This is a genomic window from Streptomyces sp. NPDC032198, assembly GCF_040636975.1.
GTDB lineage: Bacteria > Actinomycetota > Actinomycetes > Streptomycetales > Streptomycetaceae > Streptomyces.
Window position 1 is genome coordinate 192,326 of sequence record NZ_JBEZVL010000006.1, and the last position, 22,232, is coordinate 214,557.

14 protein-coding genes are annotated in these 22,232 nt (G+C 70.6%); 9 read left to right on the plus strand and 5 right to left on the minus strand.

All coding sequences use genetic code 11. The annotated features are described in order from the left end of the window. Positions 1–36: 36 nt before the first annotated feature. The 3 genes from fxsT to AB0E78_RS17635 all read right to left on the minus strand — a co-directional run bounded on the left by fxsT (position 37) and on the right by AB0E78_RS17635 (position 7,244). Entirely contained in the window at positions 37–3,936 is a 3,900-nt protein-coding gene (gene fxsT, locus AB0E78_RS17625; protein ID WP_361833149.1) for an FxSxx-COOH system tetratricopeptide repeat protein, read from the minus strand. A gap of 419 nt (positions 3,937–4,355) precedes the next feature. Continuing rightward, positions 4,356–5,807 carry a hypothetical protein gene (locus tag AB0E78_RS17630; protein ID WP_361833151.1) on the minus strand — a complete coding sequence of 484 codons (1,452 nt, stop codon included), beginning with the start codon at positions 5,805–5,807 and terminating at the stop codon, positions 4,356–4,358. Positions 5,808–6,128: 321 nt separating this feature from the next. Further along, entirely contained in the window at positions 6,129–7,244 is a 1,116-nt protein-coding gene (locus AB0E78_RS17635; RefSeq protein WP_361833153.1) for a threonine synthase, read from the minus strand. Positions 7,245–7,530: 286 nt separating this feature from the next. Between AB0E78_RS17635 and AB0E78_RS17640 the strand changes: the two genes are divergently transcribed. From AB0E78_RS17640 to AB0E78_RS17680, 9 genes are all read left to right on the plus strand, one after another. Next, positions 7,531–9,105, plus strand: coding sequence for a S8 family serine peptidase (locus AB0E78_RS17640; protein WP_361833155.1), 1,575 nt, complete (start codon positions 7,531–7,533; stop codon positions 9,103–9,105). A gap of 344 nt (positions 9,106–9,449) precedes the next feature. Further along, the gene (locus AB0E78_RS17645; RefSeq protein ID WP_361833157.1) at positions 9,450–10,565 is read left to right on the plus strand and encodes a DUF4190 domain-containing protein; all 1,116 of its coding nucleotides are present in this window, start codon (positions 9,450–9,452) and stop codon (positions 10,563–10,565) included. A 115-nt stretch (positions 10,566–10,680) separates the two neighbouring features. Next, positions 10,681–11,946: an alpha/beta hydrolase gene (locus tag AB0E78_RS17650; protein ID WP_361833159.1), complete on the plus strand. Its 1,266-nt coding sequence runs from the start codon at positions 10,681–10,683 to the stop codon at positions 11,944–11,946. Between the two features lie 174 nt (positions 11,947–12,120). Next, complete coding sequence (locus AB0E78_RS17655; RefSeq protein WP_361833161.1) at positions 12,121–12,873, plus strand: GntR family transcriptional regulator; 753 nt, start codon at positions 12,121–12,123, stop codon at positions 12,871–12,873. Between the two features lie 179 nt (positions 12,874–13,052). Continuing rightward, entirely contained in the window at positions 13,053–14,747 is a 1,695-nt protein-coding gene (locus AB0E78_RS17660) for a hypothetical protein (RefSeq protein WP_361833163.1), read from the plus strand. Between the two features lie 205 nt (positions 14,748–14,952). Further along, on the plus strand, positions 14,953–15,138 hold the full coding sequence (locus tag AB0E78_RS17665) for an SPOR domain-containing protein (RefSeq protein ID WP_361833165.1): 186 nt from the start codon (positions 14,953–14,955) through the stop codon (positions 15,136–15,138). Positions 15,139–15,156: 18 nt separating this feature from the next. Beyond that, a complete protein-coding gene (locus AB0E78_RS17670) occupies positions 15,157–15,543 on the plus strand; it encodes a (deoxy)nucleoside triphosphate pyrophosphohydrolase (RefSeq protein WP_361833167.1) in 387 nt (128 codons plus the stop codon). A gap of 259 nt (positions 15,544–15,802) precedes the next feature. Then, positions 15,803–16,219: an ATP-binding protein gene (locus AB0E78_RS17675; RefSeq protein ID WP_361833169.1), complete on the plus strand. Its 417-nt coding sequence runs from the start codon at positions 15,803–15,805 to the stop codon at positions 16,217–16,219. A 166-nt stretch (positions 16,220–16,385) separates the two neighbouring features. Next, complete coding sequence (locus tag AB0E78_RS17680) at positions 16,386–19,022, plus strand: SpoIIE family protein phosphatase (protein ID WP_361833171.1); 2,637 nt, start codon at positions 16,386–16,388, stop codon at positions 19,020–19,022. Between the two features lie 73 nt (positions 19,023–19,095). Here AB0E78_RS17680 and AB0E78_RS17685 read toward each other — a convergent pair whose 3' ends face one another. Further along, the gene (locus AB0E78_RS17685; RefSeq protein WP_361833173.1) at positions 19,096–19,809 is read right to left on the minus strand and encodes a PspA/IM30 family protein; all 714 of its coding nucleotides are present in this window, start codon (positions 19,807–19,809) and stop codon (positions 19,096–19,098) included. Positions 19,810–19,909: 100 nt separating this feature from the next. Beyond that, entirely contained in the window at positions 19,910–21,964 is a 2,055-nt protein-coding gene (locus AB0E78_RS17690; protein WP_361833787.1) for a TPM domain-containing protein, read from the minus strand. Between the last annotated feature and the right edge of the window lie 268 nt (positions 21,965–22,232).

Below are 22,232 nucleotides of genomic sequence, written 5' to 3' on the forward strand. Positions count from 1 at the left end.
GGGTGCGCGCCCCGCAGCCGGCCCCGCCCCGTCGCGTTACAGCGACACCGGGTCGATGTCGCAGTTGGCCCGCTCCCCTTCCTTGGCCTGAAGGGTCGCCGGGTGCGGACCTGTCTGCTCGCGGATCCGGGGGGCGTCGAGCACGCGCTCCATGCGTTCCAGGGTGTCGGCCCGCAGCGCGTTACCCGCGGCTTCCTCCCCGACCGCGATGAGGTCCATCGCCAGGTTGCTCGCGCAGGCCAGGGTGGTGGGGTGGTCGGGGCCGAACGTCGACTGGCAGAACGCGAGCGTCGTCTCTCCGCGCCTGCGCGCGTCCTGGGGCTGGGAGAGCGCGGCCAGGTCGCTCGCCAGGTTGATGGCACAGGCGAGGGAGATCGGGTGGCCGGGGCCGAGCCGTTCGGCGAGTGACGCCAAAGACGCCTCGTTCAGCCTTCGTGCCTCGTCCGGCTGGCCCAGCAGGCGCAAGGTGACCGCGAGGTTGACGTCGGCCGACAGGACGTGCGGGTGGTGCGGGTCGAAGATGTTGCGATATCCCTGGCTGGCCTTGATGCCGCGAGTGCGGGCCGCCTGCAGGTCGCCGTTCTGGCGCAGTGCCACCGACAGGGTGAGCGCGGTGGACAGGGACTGGGGGTGGGCGTCGCCGTAGCGCCGGGTGAACAGGGCGTAGGCCTCGGTGGCGAGTTCCAGGGAGCGCGCGTGGTCTCCCTCCTTGCGGAAGGACTCGCTGAGCTGGCGCATCACACCGACCGTGGAGGGGTTGGCGCGGCCGAACACGTCACGGAAGGCGTCGAGCACCGCCTCCTGGAGGGCGCGGGCGCCCACGTAGTCACCCGTCTCGCGCACATCGATGGCGACCGAGTTCTCCGTCACCAGGGTCCGCTGGTCGTCCCGCCCGAACAGGCGCATCTTCAACCCCAGTGTGTGCTGGTCGAGTTCGAGCGCGCGGCGGAACTCTCCGGCCAGCCGCAGGCTCACTCCGAGGTTGTGTGCGATGTTCAGCGTCGTGGGGTCGTCCTCGCCGAACGCCCTGCGGGCCCGCTCGAAGGCCGTCTCGTCCAGTTCGGCGCCGACGGCGAAGTGCCCTTCGAGGCGTCGCACGGCGGCTTCGAGCTGGATCGCGTCCAGGGCGTCCTCGCGGGTGTCCTCGCGATCGGTGGGGGCGGTGCGCTGGTAGATCTCCTTGAGCTGGTCCACGAGCCTGGCCGCGTCGTCGTAGCGGCCGACAGTGCGGTACATGACGCAGAGCCACTGGCCCATGAGGACGGTCTGCTGGTCCTCCTCGCCGAAGATCGTCAGCCAGGTTTCCCAGGCCTGTTCGGAGAAGTCGAGCGACACCTCGTGGTCGCCCCAGTAATAGAGATACTTGGCGATGTTCATGACGAGCTGACGCACCCAAGGCTGGTCGGACTTGATGGCGTCAGAGGCGATGACGTGACCGTAGAGCTCCGCGTAACGCTGCCAGCTGGCGGCATTGTTGGGCGATTTCGGGTCAGCGGCGGCCAGCAGAGTGTGGGCGCCATGGCGCATGCGGGACTGCTCCTCAGGGGTCATGCGGTTGTTCAGGACGAGCTGAACAAGACGGTGCATCTCGATGGAGTTCGTACGGTGGTCGATGCGTGCGAGTGAGTAGCGGTTCACCTCCCTTATGGCTCGCGCGAGCCGCATCGGGTCGTTCAGTGTCGCGTCGAGCTCGGGGAAGATGCTGCTGTTTCCCAAGCCGGAGAAAATGGACCGCGAAATCGGGTCCGGAGCGAAATACGAGCAGAGCTGCAGCAGGCGCAGGGCCGAAGGGCTGCGGTTCTCCAAGTGGTCGAGGGACACGTTCCAGGCGGCGGCGACCGGCAGTTGATAGTCCGGCGGCGGGGCCACTTCGAGGAGTTCGGTGCGCTTGTCCTCGAAGAGGCGGAGGTACTCGGATGCCGGCATGCCCGTCTCCGCACGCCAGGCGGCGGCCTGCTCCAGGGCGAGCGGCAGGTCCCCCAGCGCCTCGGCCAGCTGATCGGCCTCGTCGTCCTGGAGGGGCGGCCCCGAGTGGCGCAGGAGTTCCTTGCTCTCCTCGCGGGTGAAGACATCCACCTCGAGAGAGCCGCCGACCAGGCCCCAGCGCCGGTTGCGCGAGGTGACCAGGATCGTGCCGTTGCCCCCGGTGGGAAAGTAGTGACGTACCTGTTCCGGATTATCGGCATTGTCGAAAATCAGCAGCCAGCGTGAGAAAGGACGGCCCTCGCGCAGTGCCTCGCGCACCGCGGGCCCCGCGATATTGGCCTCGGTGCTGGTCTCGAGTCCGAGGCGTCCCGCGAGTTCCACGAGTGCCTGGCCGATCTGACCGGGCCGCTCCGAGGGAATCCACCAGACGATGTCGTACTCCGACTGGTGGCGGTACGCGTATTCAATGGCGAGCTGGGTCTTGCCCACGCCCCCCATGCCGTGAATGGCTTCCGGCAGGACGGTTGTCGTGCCTTCCCTCAGCCGCTCTCCCAGGAGATCCAGCAATTCCATTCGGCCGGTGAAATTGGGGTTCCGGGGCGGCAGGTTTCCCCAGACGCGCGGCTGTGATGTGCGGTCCCCCTCCACCGTTTGCTGGGGCGTAGTCGACATCACCGGTGCTCCTTCAGGATGGGGCCGAGAGACGGGGGTTCCACCGCTTTTCTCCAGGCTGACTGCGTATCGACGATCGTGCCAGCCAAGTACCCCTGCCAGCAGGGCGGCGCGCTGCATGAAACGTCCGGAGAGTGCTCTCAGCGCGGCGAGTTCCACGCGGAGGAAGCCGATGTTGCGGCTGTTCACCTTGGGCATGGCCAGGGTGTCCAGCGGTTCGGCGGGGGAGGGGAGCAGCGAAGGGGGGCCGGTTCCGTCGCCCGCCAATAACGCGCGTACGTCGTGCAGTATCCGTGCCGTGTCGCTGCGGCGGCCCAGCGCGAGGAGCTCCTCGCGGATGTCGGGGGCGAACGAGAACGCCACATCCGTGATGGCGTCGCCCTGTTCCCCGCTGGGCCGGACGAGGCCGCTCATCAGCAGCTCCGAGGCGTGCACAGGGCCCGCTCCCGGTGTGGTCTCCAGGACCTTGCGGATGAGGGGGATGCTGAGGGGGACAGCGGCTAAGCGTGTCGCCAGGGTGAATGCCGTGGGCGATGCTCCGGCGCGGAAGTCCGACACGCGCTCCGACGCCGGCACCGTGCTGTGCGGATCGGGGACGTCGTCCGTCCACGGCAGGGCGCGCGCCGCGTCGGGCCTGCGCTTCCACTCCCGCGCCCGGGTGGCGGACATCTCCAGCCAGCGCGGCTCGGGGCCCATGACGAGCTGGGTCCAGGCCTCGGCCCAGCGGTTGGTCAGGGCGAGGACCGGCACCAGGACCGGGTCGCCCTCGGCCTCCGGCTCGTCCGGGTCGCGGGACTCCACCGGGGCCTCGCGCAGCTCCCAGTCGAGTTCGCTGTTGGCCGCCCAGGCACGTCCCGCGCGCAGCCGCACCCGCGAGACGTCCAGGCCCGTGCGGAACCAGAGCTGCTGGGGGAGCACATGCACCACGGCTACCGGGCAGGTGCGGCCCCAGGCGCGCAGCAGCGGCATGACCGCGCCCGACCGCCATCCGGCCGCGAGACCGTCGGTCAGCACGAGGACCACGCGGCGCATGTCTCCGGGGCTGCCGAGCGGTTCCTCGGGGCCGATCCGGGCGGGGTCGGTCTCGTCGGTGCCGCGCAGGCGCAGCACGCGTACGCGTGCGAAGTCGCCTCCGCGGTTCAGCTCGTCGACCAGGTCGCCGACGGCGTGATCCCAGATCCGCATGGTCAGGTGGCTGTCGAGGACGAGGACCGCTTCGGAGCGCTCCTGTCCGCCGGGCGGCCCGGACCGCGCATGCCCGAGTCGGCCGAGAACGGACGCGGCCTCACGTCGTGCCCGCGTCGCCGGTCCCTGCCGCTGCCCTCCGTCGTCATGCATATGCGCCCTCAAGGCGTCGTGGCGGCCAGGACAATGGTGCGGAGTCCCGCAGTGCGCGGGCGTGCGTGACATCCACAAGCGCAGCCTGACAGTGCGCCCGCACTGCAAGCAAGGGGGTACGGCGGCATGGGCCGGGGCGCACGGAAATCGTGCTAGAAGTCGCGCCTGCGGCAGCGAAAGTCGTGCCTCCGGCGGAGAACATGGTGCCCTTGGCGTGCGGCTCCGTGCGCCCCGCGGGCGGGCGCGTGCGCCTAACCGCCAGGCGTGTGCGCCCGGCCGCCAGGTGTGTGCACCCAACCGGCGAGTGGGTGCGCCCGGCGGGAAGCTGCCACACGGCAGCCGAGGCCGGCTCGTTCATGGCGCGGCACCCCCTCTCGCCGTGTGCGGGAGGTTCACGGACCGGTGGCCGGCGGCCCCGTTCAACTCGTCACCGGCGCACGGTCGGGGCCGGGCGGCCCGGGTCTGCGTTCCGGATCGTCGAGCAGGATCGCCAGATGGCGTCCCACGTGGTTGTCCCAGCCCTCGGGTCCCAGCGCCAGAGCCTCCTTGCGCCAATTTCCGGCGCGTGTCACGAGGCTGGACAGGCCCCGGTCCTGGACCATCTCGGCGACCGCTTCCTTGAAGGCGGGGTCGCCGCAGTCACCCCGGTGCCAGATCATCGCGGGCACCCCGGCCCGCAGGCCCGCCATGAACTCCTGGTGGCTGGCCGGGGAGTCGGTGCCGGGCGGCTCGCTCAGCACCAGACAGACCGCGTGGTCGTCCTCCTTCAGCTCGCGCTCCAGGTGGAAGTGCGACTGGCCGGGAGGGTTGAAGTACGAGTGGCTGTCGGCGGGCTGCTCCTTGAGCTGGCGCCACTTCTTGTGCCAGGGCCGGTGCCAGGCTGCCTTGCGCAGGCGCTCGAAGCTGCGGATCAGGACCGAGTAGTCCATCACCAGGGGGGTGGGGGACGAGGAGGAGGACTCCTTGTGCCACCACTCCACGGGCTCGCCCAGTAATTCCCACGGGAGGATGAATTCCAGGACGACCGGTTGGCGCAGGTCCGCCCACCGCTCCTCGGTCTGCTCGATGAGGACCTCCACCTCGGCGGGCAGGTCGTCGCGGTGAAGATGCAGGGTCTCGCCGGGCACGGGATGCCAGCCCTCGGCGTCCGACTGCCGCCAGTGGGAGAGGAAATAGCGGTCCGGATCCACTCCGTCGGGCTCGAACTGGATCATCAGATACGCGGGCACCATGGGCGGCGGGGCCTGCTGGACCATGCCGCTGCGCTGCCAGTCGGCGATCTGGTCCTCCAGGCCCCAGGCCCTGGACTGCCGACGGTTCCAGCGACGCAGGTCCTCCGCTGCCTCCATCTGTCCGTCCTCCACGAGCTGTTCGGCGGCCAGGGCCAGGAACGCCATGCTGACGGGGAGTTCCTTCGCGGCGGTGTTGTCGCCGGCCAGTCGTAAGAAGACTGCCCATCCCGTGTCGCACCACGCGGGCAATTCCTGGGTGCGTGAGCGGCTGGCCCGCCGGGCGAGCGTGGTGAGCCCGGCCGGCGACCGCATGTCCCGCAGGACGGGCTGCAGGGGACGCAGATCGGCGCCGTCGAAGAATTCCACTGCCTCCCATTCGTCCACCAGCCGCAGCAGCGACACCGTGGCGGAGGACTGCTGCTCCAGGTACCGCAGGCAGCGCACCAGACACCCAAGACCGTCGGGGACCTGCGCGCAGCGCTCCACCAGCTGCAGCAGCCAGGGTCGCAGCGCCGCGTTGCGCAGGGGTTCCACGGGGGATTCCAGCTCGTCGCTCAGCATGCGCACCCAAAGATCGGCGCTGTTCTCCTGTCGCACCGTGCCCGAATCCTGCAGTACGTCGACGATGTCGGCGACCAATTCGTTGCGAACCCTCGCAGGGCTGCGCCCTTCCACCCCCGTGACCTCCCGATCGCCACCAGCAGTCAGCAGTCAGCACTCATGTGAATCGATGGTGCGGCACCGTCATATCGATGGTGGCGACAAGCGTACGACCACAGCCCAGCGCAGGGCAGGTCTCCGGCCATTAGCAGAGCAGAGCTGTGACCATTGGTCGAATTCTGCCAACTCCCGAGCTGTGAAGCGCAGTTCGTGCCATGGAGAGAGGGTGGCACCGGCGTTCCCGGCTCCATCGGGCCGCCCTTGTCGAACGGTGGTGCCAGGCGCCGGCCCTCCCTGATGTCAGACGGCGGCCAGTCCTGACTTCAGGCCCGCTCCGCACAGCGGGACCACGGCCGTCCGTTCGCCGAGTGCGCCGTCCCGTACGGCTGCCCAGCACGCGACGCCGGTCGCCTCGACGTACAACCCGCGGCCCGCCAGATCCAGTTGGGCGGCCCGGATCTGGTCCTCCGTGACCGTCAGGAAGCCGCCGCCGGATCCGCGTACGGCCCGCAGGATCTGGCGTGCGCGGGGCGGGCGCGGGATCGCGATGCCCTCCGCGAGCGTCGGCGCCATCGGCTCCGTCCCGGGGGTGTCCAGGGGCTCGTCGGCGCCCGCGCGCCACGCCTCGGCCAGCGGGGCGACCGCGGCCGCCTGCACGGCGTACAGCGCGGGCGCCTTGGCGATCAGGCCCGCCGAGTGCAGTTCCCGCACCGCGAGGGCCGCGCCGAGCAGCAGGGTGCCGTTGCCCACCGGGACGACGAGCACGTCCGGCAGGCGGCCGCCCAGGTCCTCCCAGAGCTCATGGACGTACGTCTTGGTGCCCTGCAGGAAATAGGGGTTGTGGACGTGCGAGGCGTAGAAGGTGCCTGGCTCGTCGGCCGCCGTCCGGGCCGCCCACGCCGTCTTCTCGCGGTCTCCGGGGACGACTTCGAGCCGTGCCCCGTGCGCGCCGATCTGCTCCAGCTTCTTCGGTGACGTGCCCTCAGGGACGTACACCGTGCAGGGCAGTCCGGCCCGCGCGCAGTAGGCGGCGACCGCCGTGCCCGCGTTGCCGCTGCTGTCGGCGATCACGCGCTCCGGAGCGAGCCGGGCCGCGAGCGCGGCGAGCATGACCGCGCCCCGGTCCTTGAAGGAGAGCGTCGGCATCAGGAAGTCGAGCTTGGCCGAGATCGCGCCATCCAGCGGTACGAGCGGTGTGCGGCCCTCGCCGAGCGAGAACGCGGGGGCGGGCAGTGGCAGGGACTCGGCGTACCGCCACAGGGAATTGACCCTTCCGTTCAGGGCCTTCAGCGACGCGGGATTGGGGGAGAAGTCCAGGTCGAGCGGGCCACGGCAGACGGGGCAGCACCAGGCGAGGGTGCCTGCGGGGACCCGGGTTCCGTCGGCGGGGCAGAAACAATCCGGCAATGCTGTCATGTGGCCAGGTTAGTTGGGGCAGTTGGGGCCGATGTGTCATGACGGGTGCGTGGCGGTCATGTTACGTCCGGTCCTGACCCTTGTGGGTTTCCCATGGGTCCGCCAATCTTTCGTCCCGACGCAGGCAAGAACAGGTAAGGCGACTTGACATGTCCCTGCCTTGTGCCCCTGTGTCTGCGGGCACCACCCCAGCACCATCAGCTTCATCGAAGGTCACCGGCTTCACCCCAAGCACCATCAGCACCACCCCCCACCAGCGCACCACCTATTGAGGAGGACCCCTCAGATGGCAGTGATGCGTCATACCCGCCGAAGACTGGCCGGGATCAGCGCGACAGCGGTCGCGGCCCTCGCCCTCGGCGTCGTCTCCGCCCTCCCCGCGACCGCGCAGCCGGGCCAGGCCCAAGGCACGGTCGAGAACGCCGGAGTCCCCGGCGCGATACCCGGCAGCTACATAGTCACCCTCGACGCGGACGCCGCGAAGGCGGGCTCCGAGGCGGGCAAGGCGCTGGCCGACGAGTACGGCGCCGAGATCAAGCGCACGTACAAGAAGGCCCTCAACGGTTACGCGGTCGAGCTCTCCGCCGCCGAGGCCGAGAAGTTCGCCGCGGACCCGGCGGTCGAGTCCGTCGTGCAGAACCGGACGTTCACGGTCGACGCCACCCAGCCGAACCCGCCGTCCTGGGGCCTGGACCGCATCGACCAGAAGACGCTCCCGCTGAACAACTCGTACACCTATCCGGACTCCGCCGGTGAGGGCGTCACGGCGTACGTCATCGACACCGGCGTCCGCATCAGCCACAGCGACTTCGGCGGGCGCGCTTCCTACGGATACGACGCCATCGACAACGACAACACCGCGCAGGACGGCCACGGCCACGGTACGCACGTCGCGGGCACCGTCGCCGGGACCCTGCACGGCGTCGCCAAGAAGGCGAAGATCGTCGGCGTGCGCGTCCTGAACAACCAGGGCTCGGGCACCACCGCGCAGGTCGTCGCGGGCATCGACTGGGTCACCCAGAACGCGGTCAAGCCGGCCGTCGCGAACATGTCGCTCGGCGGCGGCGCCGACAGTGCCCTCGACGCGGCGGTACGCAACGCCGTCGCGTCCGGCATCACCTTCGCCGTCGCGGCAGGCAACGAGTCCGTCAACGCCTCCACACGCTCTCCCGCGCGCGTGACCGAGGCCATCACGGTCGGCGCCACCACGAACACCGACGCCAAGGCGAGCTACTCCAACTTCGGCAGCGTCCTTGACCTGTTCGCGCCGGGTTCGTCCATCACCTCGACCTGGAACACCAACGACACCGCGACGAACACGATCTCCGGTACGTCGATGGCGTCCCCGCACACCGCGGGCGCCGCGGCGCTCTACCTCGCGGACAACCGCACGGCGACCCCGGCGCAGGTGTCCGCGGCCCTGGTCGCCGCGGCCTCCACGGGCGTCGTCACCAGCCCCGGATCGGGCTCGCCCAACCGCCTCCTGAACGTGGGCGCCGGCTCGACGAACCCTCCGGGCCCCAAGTTCGAGAACACGACCGACTACGCGATCAGTGACAACGCCACGGTCGAATCGCCGGTCACCGTGAGCGGTGTCCCGGGTTCCGCGCCTGCCTCCCTGAGCGTGCCGGTCGCCATCAAGCACACCTATGTGGGTGACCTCCAGGTGCAGCTGATCGCGCCCGACGGCAGCGCGTACACGCTGAAGGGCTATGGGACCGGCGGCAGTTCGGACGACATCAACACCACGTACACGGTCAACGCGTCGTCCGAGACGGCCAACGGGACGTGGAAGCTGCGAGTGAGCGACAACGCGGCACAGGACGTCGGAAAGATCGATTCCTGGGGGCTGCAGTTCTGAAGTTCTGAGTTCTGATTTCTGTGCTCTGAGTGAGTCCTTCTAGGGCCTCGTCCTCGCGGCACGGCTCCGGGTCGCCGACCCGGGCCGCCGCGAGGACGAGGCGTGCGGTGCGGTGCGGTGCGGTGAAGAGGTTGGCGCTATGGGGGCAGATCTACCTATTTAGTGCCCGGGTCGTGCGCCGCATACGATGCGAGGCCGTCCGCATCGACCGACCCGCCCGAACCAGGAGCACGGAACCCGTGGCCATACCCCCGCCCCCCGACTTCGGTGGCCGTTCCCAGCAGCCGTACGGGCAGGTTCCCTACGGGCCGCCAGCGCAGCCCCCGTACCCGGGTGGGCCCCAGGTGCCGTATCAGCAGTGGCCCGGTGGGTACTCGCCGTACTCCCGGCCTCCGGTCAACGGCTTCGCGATCGCCTCGCTCGTTCTCGGGATCCTCTGCTTCCTGCCCGCCGTCGGACTGGTCCTCGGGCTCGTGGCGCTCGCGCAGATCAGGAAGAAGGGCGAGCGCGGCAAGGGCCTGGCGATCGCGGGCAGCATCCTCTCCGTCGTCGGCGTCGTGCTGCTGGTGCTCGCCGTCGCCACGGGAGGCGCGCGTGACTTCATGGACGGCTTCAGGGACGCCGCGCGTGACGCCAGGAACAGTGCCGGGTTCCCCGTCGGCAAGGGGGAGTGCTTCAACGTCCCCGGCAGCAGACTCGAAGGGGCGGAGTACGCCTACCAGGTCGACCGGGTGCCGTGCTCCGCGCGGCACGACGGGGAGGTCTTCGCGTCGGTCCGGGTGAACCACGACAGCTACCCGGGCGACTCCGCCCTCACGTATCTCGCCGAGGAGAAGTGCGGCGGCCTGCAGGCCGCCTACGTCCTCGACAGCTGGGTCGACCGGGGCGACGCGCAGGTCAACTACTTCGTGCCCGACGGGGACACCTGGCGCCAGGGGGACCGGCACATCACCTGCCTCTTCACTGACGCCGAGCGGAAGCGCTCGCTGGAGGGTTCGTTCCGCCGCGACGGCACGAACCTCGACGCCGATCAGCTCGCCTACCTGAAGGCCGACAAGGCCCTCTCCGACGCCTACGGGTCCGAGCCCGACGCGGAGAGGTTCGAGGACGACCTGCCGGGCCACAAGGAGTGGGCCGGCCGCGTCGACAAGGGCCTCGCCGAGCAGGCGCGGCTGCTGCGCGCGCACGACTGGCCGGCGAAGGCCGACGCCGGCATCACCGCCCTCGTCGACGCGATCGAGCAGAACCGCAAGCAGTGGAAGAAGGCATCCACCGCCGAGGACGCCGACGCCTTTTCCGAGCACTACGTACCGGCGCAGCGGCACATCAGCGGCGCGCGCGAGGCCGCGGCCCGCAAGGCCCTGGGCCTGGCGACCACTTCACCGCGCGACGCGACTCCCGGGGATGAGAGCCCCGGCGTTCACGAGGACGACGGAGGCGGGGCGGGCGCCGCGGTGTGACGAGGGCGCGGCGTTGCGGCGAGGCGGCGGAACGGAGGCGCGGCGACCGGGTACGGGTGCCGCGAAGCCGCTCACCTTAAGGGCCTTTTGTCCGCTTCTGTGATAGTTCTTCGGCGTGACGACCGTCGTGACGCCGACCGTCGCCGGCCAGCGAACTCCGGGGCCCGCGGCGTCGGACTCTCCCCGAAGGGGCAGCCGCAACGGCAGGAACGGGCCCAGGGTTTCGTGCGTCGCGCACCTCTCCCGCGGACTCCTCCTCGTCGTCGCCCTCCTGAACGCCGCCCTTGTCGTGCTCGTCGCCGCCCCGCTGCCCCGCATCCCCCTCCTGGTGCTCGTCGCGGCGGCGGTCACCTCCTGGGGGCTCGTACTCGTGCCCCCCGCGGTCATCGGCCTGGTCGCCGGAGCCGTCGCGGGCCGGCGCCACCCCTGGTGCGCCGGACTGGCCGTACTGACCGCGTTCGTCGCGCTCGTGTACGGCGTCATGCCGTACGCCGCCGGGTACCGCACCGCCCAGGAGCACGGGCAACCCCTGGCCCCCACCGCCTACTTCCAGGGCGTCAACTACGCCAAGGCTCCAGACGGCGACCGCACCCGTCGCTACGCCCGCACCGGTGAGCAGCGCGGAAAGCTGGACCTCTGGACCCTGCCGAAGCGGACCGGGGTGCGTCATCCGGCCGTGGTCTGGGTGCACGGGGGAGGCTGGAACAAGGGGCACCGCGGGCAGAGCCCCGCATGGAACCGCTGGTTCAACGCGCGGGGCTGGTCGGTCTTCGACATCGACTACCGGCTCGCGCCCCGCGTGACCCAGCTCGACCAGATCGGTGACGTGAAGTGCGCCGTGGGCTGGGTGCGGCGCCACGCGCGCGTGTTCGGCATCGACCCCGACCGCCTTGTCCTGGCGGGGAGTTCGGCGGGCGGCAATCTCGCGCTCGCGGCCGCCTATACGGAGGGTGATGACCGGGTTCCCGCGTCCTGTGCGGTGCGTGACAGCTCGGTCGCCGGGGTGATCTCCCTCTACGGGCCGACCGACATGGGGCGCCTCATCGCGGGGACCGCGCTGCGCGGCGACCCCATGATCCCGCGCTTGATGGGGGGTTCGGCGAAGGCCGTCCCCGCCCGCTACCTCCTCGGTTCGCCCGCGAAGCTCGTACGGACGGATGTGCCGCCCACGCTCCTGCTGCACGGCAGCGCGGACCGGGCGGTGCCGGTGGCGCAGGCGCGGGAGCTCGCGCGGCGTCTCGAAGCGGCCGGGGCGCCGGCGACGTATGTCGAACTGTCCTGGGCCGACCACTGCTTCGACGTGAACTGGGGCGGCTGGGGGAGCCAGATCGCGCGATCGGCGATCTCCCGTTTCCTTGACATCCGGGGCGCGAGCGCTTGATCGTCACCTCGTGGGCCACCGCGGGAAAGTGATCGCCATAGCTGTGGAAAGCCCCTGCGTAAAGACCTGAGCACTCCAAAATCATCACTTCGGGTGATTCCTTGGCCTTGGGTTGCGGCCAACAACCCACGGTTGCCAGGCTGTTGCTGTCTGTCAACCTGATGGGAGTGGCCAGTGACTTTCGGTGAACAGCCGGCGTATCTGCGTGTCGCGGGTGATCTCCGCAAGAAGATCGTCGACGGTTCGCTGCCGCCGCACACCCGGCTCCCCTCGCAGGCCAGGATCCGCGAGGAGTACGGGGTGTCGGACACGGTCGCCCTGGAGGCCCGCAAGGTCCTGATGGCCGAAGGCCTGGTCGAAGGACGTTCCGGATCCGGCACGTATGTGCGCGAGCGTCCCGTGCCCCGCCGTGTGGCACGAACCGGCTACCGAGCCTCCGGCGGCTCGACGCCGTTCCGTCAGGAGCAGGCGGAGGACGGCGCGCGCGGCACCTGGGAGTCCCGCAGCGAGCAGGTGGAGGCCGCGAGCGCGACCGCCGAGCGGCTCGGCATCCGCGCGGGCGACCGCGTGATGTGCACCAAGTACGTGTACCGCGACGCGGGCGAGGTGATGATGCTCTCCACCTCCTGGGAGCCCCTCGCCGTCACCGGACGCACTCCGGTGATGCTCCCCGAGGAGGGGCCGCTCGGCGGCTGCGGAGTGGTCGAGCGCATGGCGGCCATCGACGTGGTCGTGGACAACGTCGCGGAGGAGGTCGGCGCCCGCCCGGGGCTCGCGGAGGAGCTCATGGCGCTCGGCGGCGTCCCCGGCCATGTGGTGATCGTCGTGCAGCGGACGTACTACGCGTCGGGCAAACCGGTAGAGACGGCCGACGTGGTGGTCCCCGCCGACCGGTACCGGATCGCATACCACCTGCCGGTGAAGTGACCGGATGCTCCGGCGTACGCCCCGGAATCCGGACGGACCCGTCCGCCCGCCGTGATCGCGAGTTAACGCGCGCCGGTCTTCCGTAACGCCGGAGCAATGAGTCCCTGCAACGACTTGTCATGTACGGCTCCTAACTTCATCGCCCGTACCCGCAATCCGGTCGGACGACAGGAACCCGCATGACGGACACGGTCACCCGCGACACCGACGCCGCCGAAGGACCGCCGCCCCAGCGCAGTTACGCCAGGATGGCGGCCGACGAGAGCCGCGAGGACTACTCCCTGCGGTATGCGCCGCACTCCTTCCGGCGCTGGTCGCCGACGATGGTGGCGTCGACGGCGCTCGGCGGCATCGCCTACCTCGCGGACTTCGCGATCGGCGCGTCCATCGTCTTCACGTACGGCTTCACCAGCGGACTCGCCTCGATCCTGTGCGCCGCGACGATCATCTTCGTCACGGGCATCCCGATCGCGCGGGCCTGCGCCAAGTACGGCCTGGACATGGACCTGGTGACCCGCGGCGCGGGCTTCGGCTACTTCGGCTCGACGCTGACGTCGCTGATCTACGCCTCGTTCACGTTCATCTTCTTCGCGCTCGAAGGTTCGATCATGGCCCAGGCCATGCATCAGGCCGTCGGACTCCCGGTGGAGATCGGCTACTTGATCACGACGCTCATCGTGATCCCGATCGTCTTCCGCGGCATGGGTGCCCTGGCCAAGGTGCAGGCGTGGACGCAGCCGATCTGGCTCATCGGCATGGTGCTGCCCTTCGTGGTGCTCGCCTTCGAGGCGCCGGACGCCTGGGGTGCCTTCGGCTCCTTCGGAGGGACCGAGGGGGCCGGCAGCGGCTTCTCCTGGGTCGCTTTCGGGCTCGGCACGGGTGTCGCGCTCTCGCTCATCGCGCAGATCGGCGAGCAGGCGGACTATCTGCGCTTCATGCCCGCCAAGACCGAGCAGAACAGGCGGCGTTGGAATCTGGCCGTTCTGGCGGCGGGCCCCGGCTGGGTCATCATCGGCGCGGCCAAGCAACTCGGCGGCGCGTTCCTGGCCTTCGTCGCGCTGGAGGCGGTCGGCAGGACGCACGCCCTGGAGCCGATCGCCCCGCAGATCGAGGCCCTCAAACCCTGGCTCGGCTCCTTCGCGCTGCCCGCGGCGGCCCTCTTCGTGATCGTCTCCCAGGTCAAGATCAACGTGACCAACGCCTACAGCGGTTCGCTGTCCTGGTCGAACTTCTTCTCCCGCATCACGCACAGGCACCCGGGCCGGGTCTGGTACATCTTCCTCAACCTCGCCATCGCGCTGACGCTGATGGAGATGAACATGTTCGCGGCCCTCAACAAGCTGCTCGGCTTCTACTCGAACGTCGGCATCGCGTGGATCGTGGCGGTCGCCGCCGACCTCGTCATCAACAAGAGGATGGGCTGGAGTCCCCCGTACATCGAGTTCAAGAGGGCCTACCTGTACGCGGTGAACCCGGCGGGCTTCGGTTCGATGGTGATCGCGTCGGTGGTCTCGATCCTCGCCTTCTTCGGCCTCTTCGGGGAGTACGCGGAAGCCTTCTCGACCTTCATCGCGGCCGGACTCGCCGTGACCCTCTGCCCGTTGATCGCCTGGGCGACGAAGGGCAAGTACTACCTGGCGCGCCCGAACCCGGTGAACGGCCCGCACGTCGACGTCCCCGACGTGACGGCCACGCACGCGTGCGGCGTCTGCGAGACGGCGTACGAACTCCCCGACATCGCGGACTGCCCGGTCCAGGGCGGCCCGATCTGCTCCCTGTGCTGCTCACTGGACGCGGAATGCGGCGACGTCTGCCGTACGTCGCCGCCGAGTGAGCCGGTGCTCATGCCGATGCCGACGGTGCGCGTCGACTGACGCGGGCTCGCACCGGCCGAACCGGTGGCACCAGGGGGCGCACCCGCCAAGGTGCGCCCCCTCGGCGATGGCCAATTGCGTACCTCTTTGTGCAAACTCGTATCCGCTGAGTAAAGGTCGGGCGTAGGCTCGGGCATATGCGGATTGCGGTTTCCTTACTGATCGAGGCGTGGCGCGCGCCGGGGGCGGCGAGCGGAGGGACGCGATGAATGACGGAACGTCCGTACTTCCCTGGTTCGTCATCCGGCAGGACGACAACGGCAACCGCTACAGGGTGGGCAGGTACGCGACGAAGGCCGAGGCCGAGAGGATCGCGAACAGCCTCGACGATCACGGCCGCCGGCAGCTGTACTGGGTGGAGAAGCTGAGCCAGAACGGCAGCGCGCACTGAGCGCATAGGCTCCGCCGTATGACGGAACGGATCGTGGTGGGCGCCGCCCTGTACGACGACGGGCGCCTGCTGGCCGCGCGCCGCAGCGCACCCCCCGAGCTCGCGGGCCGCTGGGAACTGCCCGGCGGGAAGGTCGAGCCCGGCGAACACCCCGAAGAAGCCCTGGTGCGGGAGCTCCGCGAAGAGCTCGGCGTCGCCGCCGAACCGGTCGCGCGGGTGCCGGGGGAGTGGCCGCTCAAGCCGGGATACGTCCTGTGGGTGTGGACGGCGAAGCTCCTCTCCGGAGCCCCCGAGCCCCTGGAGGACCACGACGAACTGCGCTGGCTCTCGCCGGACGAGGTCTGGTCGGTGGAGTGGCTGGACGCGGACGTCCCGGCGGTGGCGGCCGCGGTCGAGTGCTGCTAGGGCGCGTCGGGTGTCGCCACGAGGCGCCGGGTGTCACAGCGAGGCGCCGGGTGTCACTGCGAGGCGTCGGATACCGCCGAACGTGATCGGATGCCGCCGGCCGGGGGAGCGCGCGAGGCCATGCCTCCCCGCACTTGAGCCCCATCTACGCCGTTCGTGCCACAGTGCGCCCAGGTAAGCGGTAATTCCGCCGGGATATCGGGTATGTGCCCATTAACCCCATGAAACCGGACAAGGGTCCGCTGTTGCTGGTCTGGAAGTGATCGGCGTGATCGACACCGAAGGCGACTGCGCCGAGTGGGATTTTCCCGCAGACCCCGGCGCCGTGCGCATGGCCCGTGCCGTCGTCCGCAAACAACTCAGCGCCTGGGGCCTCGCGGCCCTCGGCGACATCACCGTCCTCCTCGTGAGCGAACTGGTGACCAACTCCCTGCGGCACGCTTCAGGCCCCATCGGGGTACGGCTCGTACGCCCGGCCGATCCTTCGGGCACCCTTCTCGTAGAGGTCTCCGATCCGCTTCCCGACCCGCCCCAGGAGCGCGACGCCGCGCCTGATGACGAGGGGGGCAGGGGCATCCAGTTGGTGGCCCGTGCTTCGCGGCGCTGGGGGACACGACAGGGCAGGACGGGGAAAACGGGGAAGACGGTGTGGTTCGAGCTGGTGCTGCCGGGTTAGAAGACTGGCAGCGTGGGACGGACACAAGACGGTCACGGGCCAAAAAGAGTTGAGTCCGTGCTGTGATCGTGAACGCCGTGTGGCGTGGCTCCGTAGTGCTGGATACTGCGGGCGGCCGCACCCGGTGACCGGTGCCGGACGTGGTGAGCTGGAGGGGACGGTTCGCGTGAGCGAGATACCAGCGAAGGCGACGGAACAGGACGGGCCGTCGGATGACGCTAGGGGCGAAGCTGCGGATGACGTGATGTGGCAGAGCAGTCCACCCGGTTCGATCTACGACTACATCAAGGTGGCCTCGTTCTCGATCGGCCCCGACGGGCTCATCGACCAGTGGAGCCTGCGCGCCGAGCGGCTGTTCGGAGTGGCGGCCGACGACGCCGTGGGCAGGGACCCGATCGAGGCCTTCGTCCCGGCCGAGCTGCGCAGCAGCGGGCACCGCAAGATGGCGGAGATCCTGGACGGCAGGGAGTGGACCGGATCCGTCCCCTTCCGGGCGCCCGCACGGTCCGGGGGGCCCGACGGGACCGGCGGGCCCGACGCGGCGTCCTACGGGGGCTCCGAAGGGATCGCCGAGGTCTATGTGATGCCGACCGAGACGGAGGAGGGTGAGCGGGCCGCCGTCTGCATCGTCGTCGACGTACCGGCGCTCCGGCAGATCGAGACCGACCTCGCCGCCTCGCAGGCCATTTTCGGCCAATCTCCTTTCGGCTTCCTGTTGTTCGGCACGGACCTGAAGGTGCAGCGGGCCAACCGCCGCTTCGCCGCGGTCTTCGGAGGCGGCGTCGAGGACCACCGCGGCCGTACCGTCCACGACTATCTGCCGCGGCACGAGGCCGACCGCATGGCCGCCGCCCTCAAGCGCGTCCTGGAGACCGGCGACGCCGTCACGGACATGCAGATCGTCGGCCCCGCACCCGGCAGCAAGGAACGCCGCCACTGGTCGATCAACCTCTACCGCGTGCACAGCGGTTCGGGCCGCCCCATAGGCATCGCCGGCCTCGGCACCGACGTCACGCAGCGGCACGCCGCCGCCCGCGAGGCCGCTCACGCCCGCCGAAACCTCGCCCTGCTCAACGAGGCGGGTGCCCGGATCGGCAACTCGCTCGACCTGGAGACGACCGCGCGCGAGCTGCTCGACGTCACCGTCCCCGGCTTCTGCGACCTCGCCTCCGTGGACCTCTACCAAGGGCTGCTCGACGGCGACGAGACACCTCCCGGCCTCGCCGACGGAAGCGCCGACCTGCGCCGCGTCGCCTACGCGAGCGCCGTCGCCGACGCGCCCTTCCCGCAAGGGGGCACCCCCATCGACGTCGGGGCCGTGCACCGGTTCGGCTTCACCTCGCCCTGCGCCGACGCCCTGCGCACGGCACGGCCGCGGCTGGTCTCCGGGGCCGACGAGGGCTCCGCGAGCAGGCTCACCGGCGGGCTCATCCAGTCGACGCTCGCCGTGCCGATGGTCGCCCACGACACCGTCGTCGGCCTCGCCCAGTTCTCCCGCACGAAGGGGAGCGAGCCCTTCGGGGAACGCGACCGCGCCCTCGCCGTCGAGCTCGCCGCGCGCGCCGCCGTCTGCATCGACAACGCCCGCCTCTACCGCCGCGAGCACGAACGCGCGCTGATACTGCAACGCTCCTTGCTCCCGCCCGACGACCCCGAGGCGTCCGGCCTGGACATCGCCTGCCGCTACCTCCCGGGCAACGCGGCCACCGAGGTCGGCGGCGACTGGTTCGACGTCATCGAACTGCCGGGCCACCGCACCGCCCTGGTCGTCGGCGACGTCATGGGCCGCGGCCTGCGCGCCGCCGTCGCCATGGGCGAACTGCGCACCGCCGTACGCACCTTGGCGCTGCTTGACCTGGAGCCCGCCGAGGTCCTCTCCGCGCTCGACGAGATCGCCCGGGGCCTCGGCGACCCCTCGGGCACCCAGCAGGCCACCAGAGCGGCCCGTCAGACGCGTTCCGCGAGCGAGACGGACCTTTCCGAGGTCTACCTCGCCACGTGCGTCTACGCGGTCTACGACGCCGTCACGCGCCGCTGCACCTTCGCCAACGCCGGACACCTGCCGCCCGTGCTCGTCGAGCCCGGCGAATCGCCGCTCATGCTCGACGTGCCGCCCGGCATGCCCCTGGGCGTCGGTGGCGAGCCCTTCGAGGAGGTCGAGGTCGAGCTGCCCGAGGGCGGCCTGCTCGCGCTCTACACGGACGGGCTCGTCGAATCCCGCCACCATCCCCTCGACGAGGGCCTGACCGCCTTCGTACGGGCGCTCGACGACCCCGCGCCCGCCCTCGAGGACGTCTGTGACCACGTCCTGAACACCCTCGACACCCACCACGGAGAGGACGACATCGCCCTGCTCATGGCGCGCATCCAGGGACTGCCCGCCGAAGCCGTCGGCGACTGGACGCTGGAGCGCGACCCCAAGTCGGTGGGCCGGGCGCGCGAACTGGCCTGCGAGCAGCTGCGCTCCTGGGACCTGGAACCCCTCTGCGACACGACCGAACTGCTGGTCAGCGAGCTGGTCACCAACGCCCTGAGGTACGGCGAGGGCGACATCCGGGTACGGCTCCTGCTCGACCGGACCCTGGTGTGCGAGGTGTGGGACGCGGGCCTCGTCCAGCCGCGCCGCCGCCGGGCGCGCGACACGGACGAGGGCGGGCGCGGGCTGCAGCTCGTCGGCCTGCTGAGCGCCGCGTGGGGCTCGCGCAGGACCCCGCGCGGCAAGACGGTGTGGTTCGAGATGCCGTTGCCGGACAGCGGGGTGGAGCCGATGGACGCGGCGGAGGCACTGCTCAGCCTCTTCTGATCAGCCCCTGCTGAGGGGCTTCTTCTGAGGGGCTTCTTCCGAGGGGCTTCGCGCCGTGCGGGCAGGGGTGCCGTTACGTGGTGGCCTTCAGGGCGGCGAGCCGGGCGGCGACCTCCGCCTCGTCGCCCATGCTGTCCAACTGCTCGAACTGGGCGTCGAGGGAGGACGCGGCGAGCTCCTGCTTCCCCAGCGCCCTGGCCTCCTCGCGGCGCACCTTGTCCTCGAAGCGGCTCAACTCGCTTGCCGGGTCGAGGACATCGATGCTCTGGGCGGCGTCCATCATCTGGTTCTGCGCCTGCGCGGTCTTGGCACGGGCGACCAGCTGATCGCGCTTCGACCGGAGCTCGGTCAGCTTGATCTTCATCTGGTCGAGGCCCGACTTCAGCTTGTCGACGACCTCCGTCTGGGACGCGATCGTCGGCTCGGCGTCCTTGGCCTCCCGCTCGGACTGCAGCTGCCGCTGCAGCGCGACCTTGGCGAGGCCGTCGAACTTGTCGGCCTCCACGGCACTCCCGCCGGACCGCAGCTCGTCCGCCTTCTTGCTGGCGGCGACCGCCTTTGTGCCCCATTCGGCAGCCGCGTCCTGGTCCTCCTTGTGGTCCAGTTCGAGCATCCGCAGATTGCCGATGGTGGTCGCGACGGCCTCCTCGGCCTCCTGGATATTGTTCGTGTAGTCGCGGATCAGCTGGTCGAGCATCTTCTGCGGGTCCTCGGCCTGGTCGAGGAGGGAGTTGATGTTGGCCTTGGCGAGCTGGGCCACGCGCCCGAGGATCGTCTGCTTCGTCATGACGGACTCCTTCTTATGAGGGGTGGTGGGAGGCGGAGGGGGAGGGGCGGCAGGGGCGGGAGGGGTGGTGTGGGGGAGAGGCGCGGGGGAGAGGCGTGGCTCAGAACCTTCCGCCTCCGCCCATCCGCCCCCGGGTCCCGCCGCCGCCGAAGCTTCCGGGGCTGCCGCCGCCGAAGCCGCCCCCTCCGAAGCCGCCGCCTCCGCCACCCGGCCCGCGTCCGCCCATGCCTCCGAGGAGCTCGCCGAGGATGATGCCGCCGAGGACCGCGCCGCCCATGCCGCCGCCGCGCCCACCTCCTCCTCCGTAGGGGTTGCCGTAGCCGCGTACGTCGCGTTCGGCGAGCTGCTGGGCCTGGCGGGCCTGGGCGTCGGCCTGCTGGGCCTCCGCGAGCGCCGCGGCGGCATCGGTGTCCTGGGCGGCCTCCGCGCCCGAGAGGTGCCGCTGGGCCTCGGCCAGCCGCGTCCGCGCCTCGCTGCCCACCGCGCCCCGGTGGGTGTCGATGAAGTCCGCCGCTGTTCCCACGGCGCTGCGCGCGGTGAGCAGGGCCTGGCCGAGCAGGGCGATGGCGCGCCGGCCGGTGACCTCGCGTTCACGGGCGCCCCTGAGGGACTCGTCGAGGACCGTGTCGGCCTCCTCGACCCGGCGCAGGGCGTCGATCGGGTCGTGCGGGCCCGCCGCCATGCTCGAGCGGACCTCGGCGACCACGGTCTCCGCGCGGGCGATACGGCCGTGCAGGTCAGCCGTGGAGGCGCCCGCCATGGTGCCTTCCAGGAGGCCGCGCGCCTCGGCGAGGTCGGTCTCCGTCTCGGTGAGCGCGGCGGGCAGCTTCTCCGCGGCAAGCCCGAGCTCGTCGGCCAGCCGGTCGACGGCGTCCACGAAGGTGCCCGCCTGATCGACGGCGCCTTCGGCGGCACGCAGGTGGACGGCGGCCTTGCCGTTGTCGCCCGCGTCGATGGCCTGGCGGGCCTCGTTCAGGTGCGTCGTGGCGAAGAGGAGGCGGTCCTTGGCCTGCTCCACGTGGCCCAGGACGGGCGCCGAGGCCGAGGGCGCGTACTGTTCGCGGATCTTGCCGAGGGTGGTTTCCGCGGTGGTGGTGCGGCCCGTGACCTGCCGGAACACCTGCTCGGCGTGGGTCAGGGCCCCCGTGACATCGCGTTCGAGCGCCCGCAGCTGGTCGAAGCCCGCGGCTTCCGCGTCGAGACGCCGGCCCGCTTCGGTGCAGCGCGCGACGATCTCGTCCAGCATGGTGCGCCTGGTCGCGTCGTCCTCCGGATAGGCGTCGTCAAGCAGCTGGCGCAGCTTGAAGGCCTTGGTCAGTTCGGAGCGGGCGTAGGCGAGCGCGTCCGTGAAGGGCCGCACCGCCTCGTCGCCGAACTGGGCGGTGGCGAAACCGAGCTCCTCCGCGCTGGTCCGGATCGCGTCGTCGGTCTCCACCAGGAGCTGCTTGCTCTGCTTGTCGAGCTCCGGGAGCGGCGTCTCCCCGCCCGCAGCCCCTGTGCCCCACCCGCCGCCTCCGGGCGTCGTACGCGTGGTGGCGCGCTTCTTGCGGCGGTTGTACGCCACCGCCGCGAGGGCGCCTGCGCCGCCCACCGCCACGATGGGCAGGACGAGGTCACCGGCGGCCGTCTCGTCCCCGTTGCCGCTGCCGTTGCCGCCCGGATCGGCGGCTCCGGGGGTGGGCGTCGGGGTGGGGACGGGCCGGCCGGAGAGGACCGCGCGGTATCCGTTCGCCGCACCGATGGCCGCGCCTGCCCAGTCGTTCTGCCGCAGCGAGGGCTTGATCGCGGTGGTGGCGACGTCCTGGAGCTGGGCCTCGGTGAGCCGTGAACCGGCGTCCAGGGAGTAGGCGTACTGGCGGTCGTGCGTGGCGACGGCGAGCAGCGCGTCGTCCAGACCGAGCCCGTTGCGCTCGGCGGTGGCGTCCGCCCAGTCCTGCGCGCCCCGCCCGGAGAAGTCGCGTACGTAGACGACGAAGAGCTGGAGTCCTCGGTCGTCGTAGAGCTGGTCGAGCGCCCGTGCGGTGGCGTTCTTGCGGCTGCCGAGCGCGCCCACCTTGTCGGTGATCTGGCCGTCGCGGGAGAGCGTGACCGGGTCGTCGGCCGGGGCGGCGAGTGCTGCGGGGGCGGACAGGAGCAGCAGGCACCACGTGAGCAGTGCGGTGGCTGCCGCTGTCGCCCGCACGGCTATGTGCGAGGGCGGCGTCACATGTGGGAGCGTATGGCCGTCTTGTGGGGTGCGCGACCGGGGACAACGGGCGGCGTCCCGCCTGCGCCACCCGGGCGAAGGCCTCGGCGGCGCCCTGCGCGTCCTCGCCCTGCCCCGGGCGACCGCCGCAGCCCGCTCGACGCCACATTCCCTTGCCGAGATCCCGGTTGCGGCCGCCCGCCAAGCCGCGTCGTCGAATTTCCCGGGCTCTCTTGCC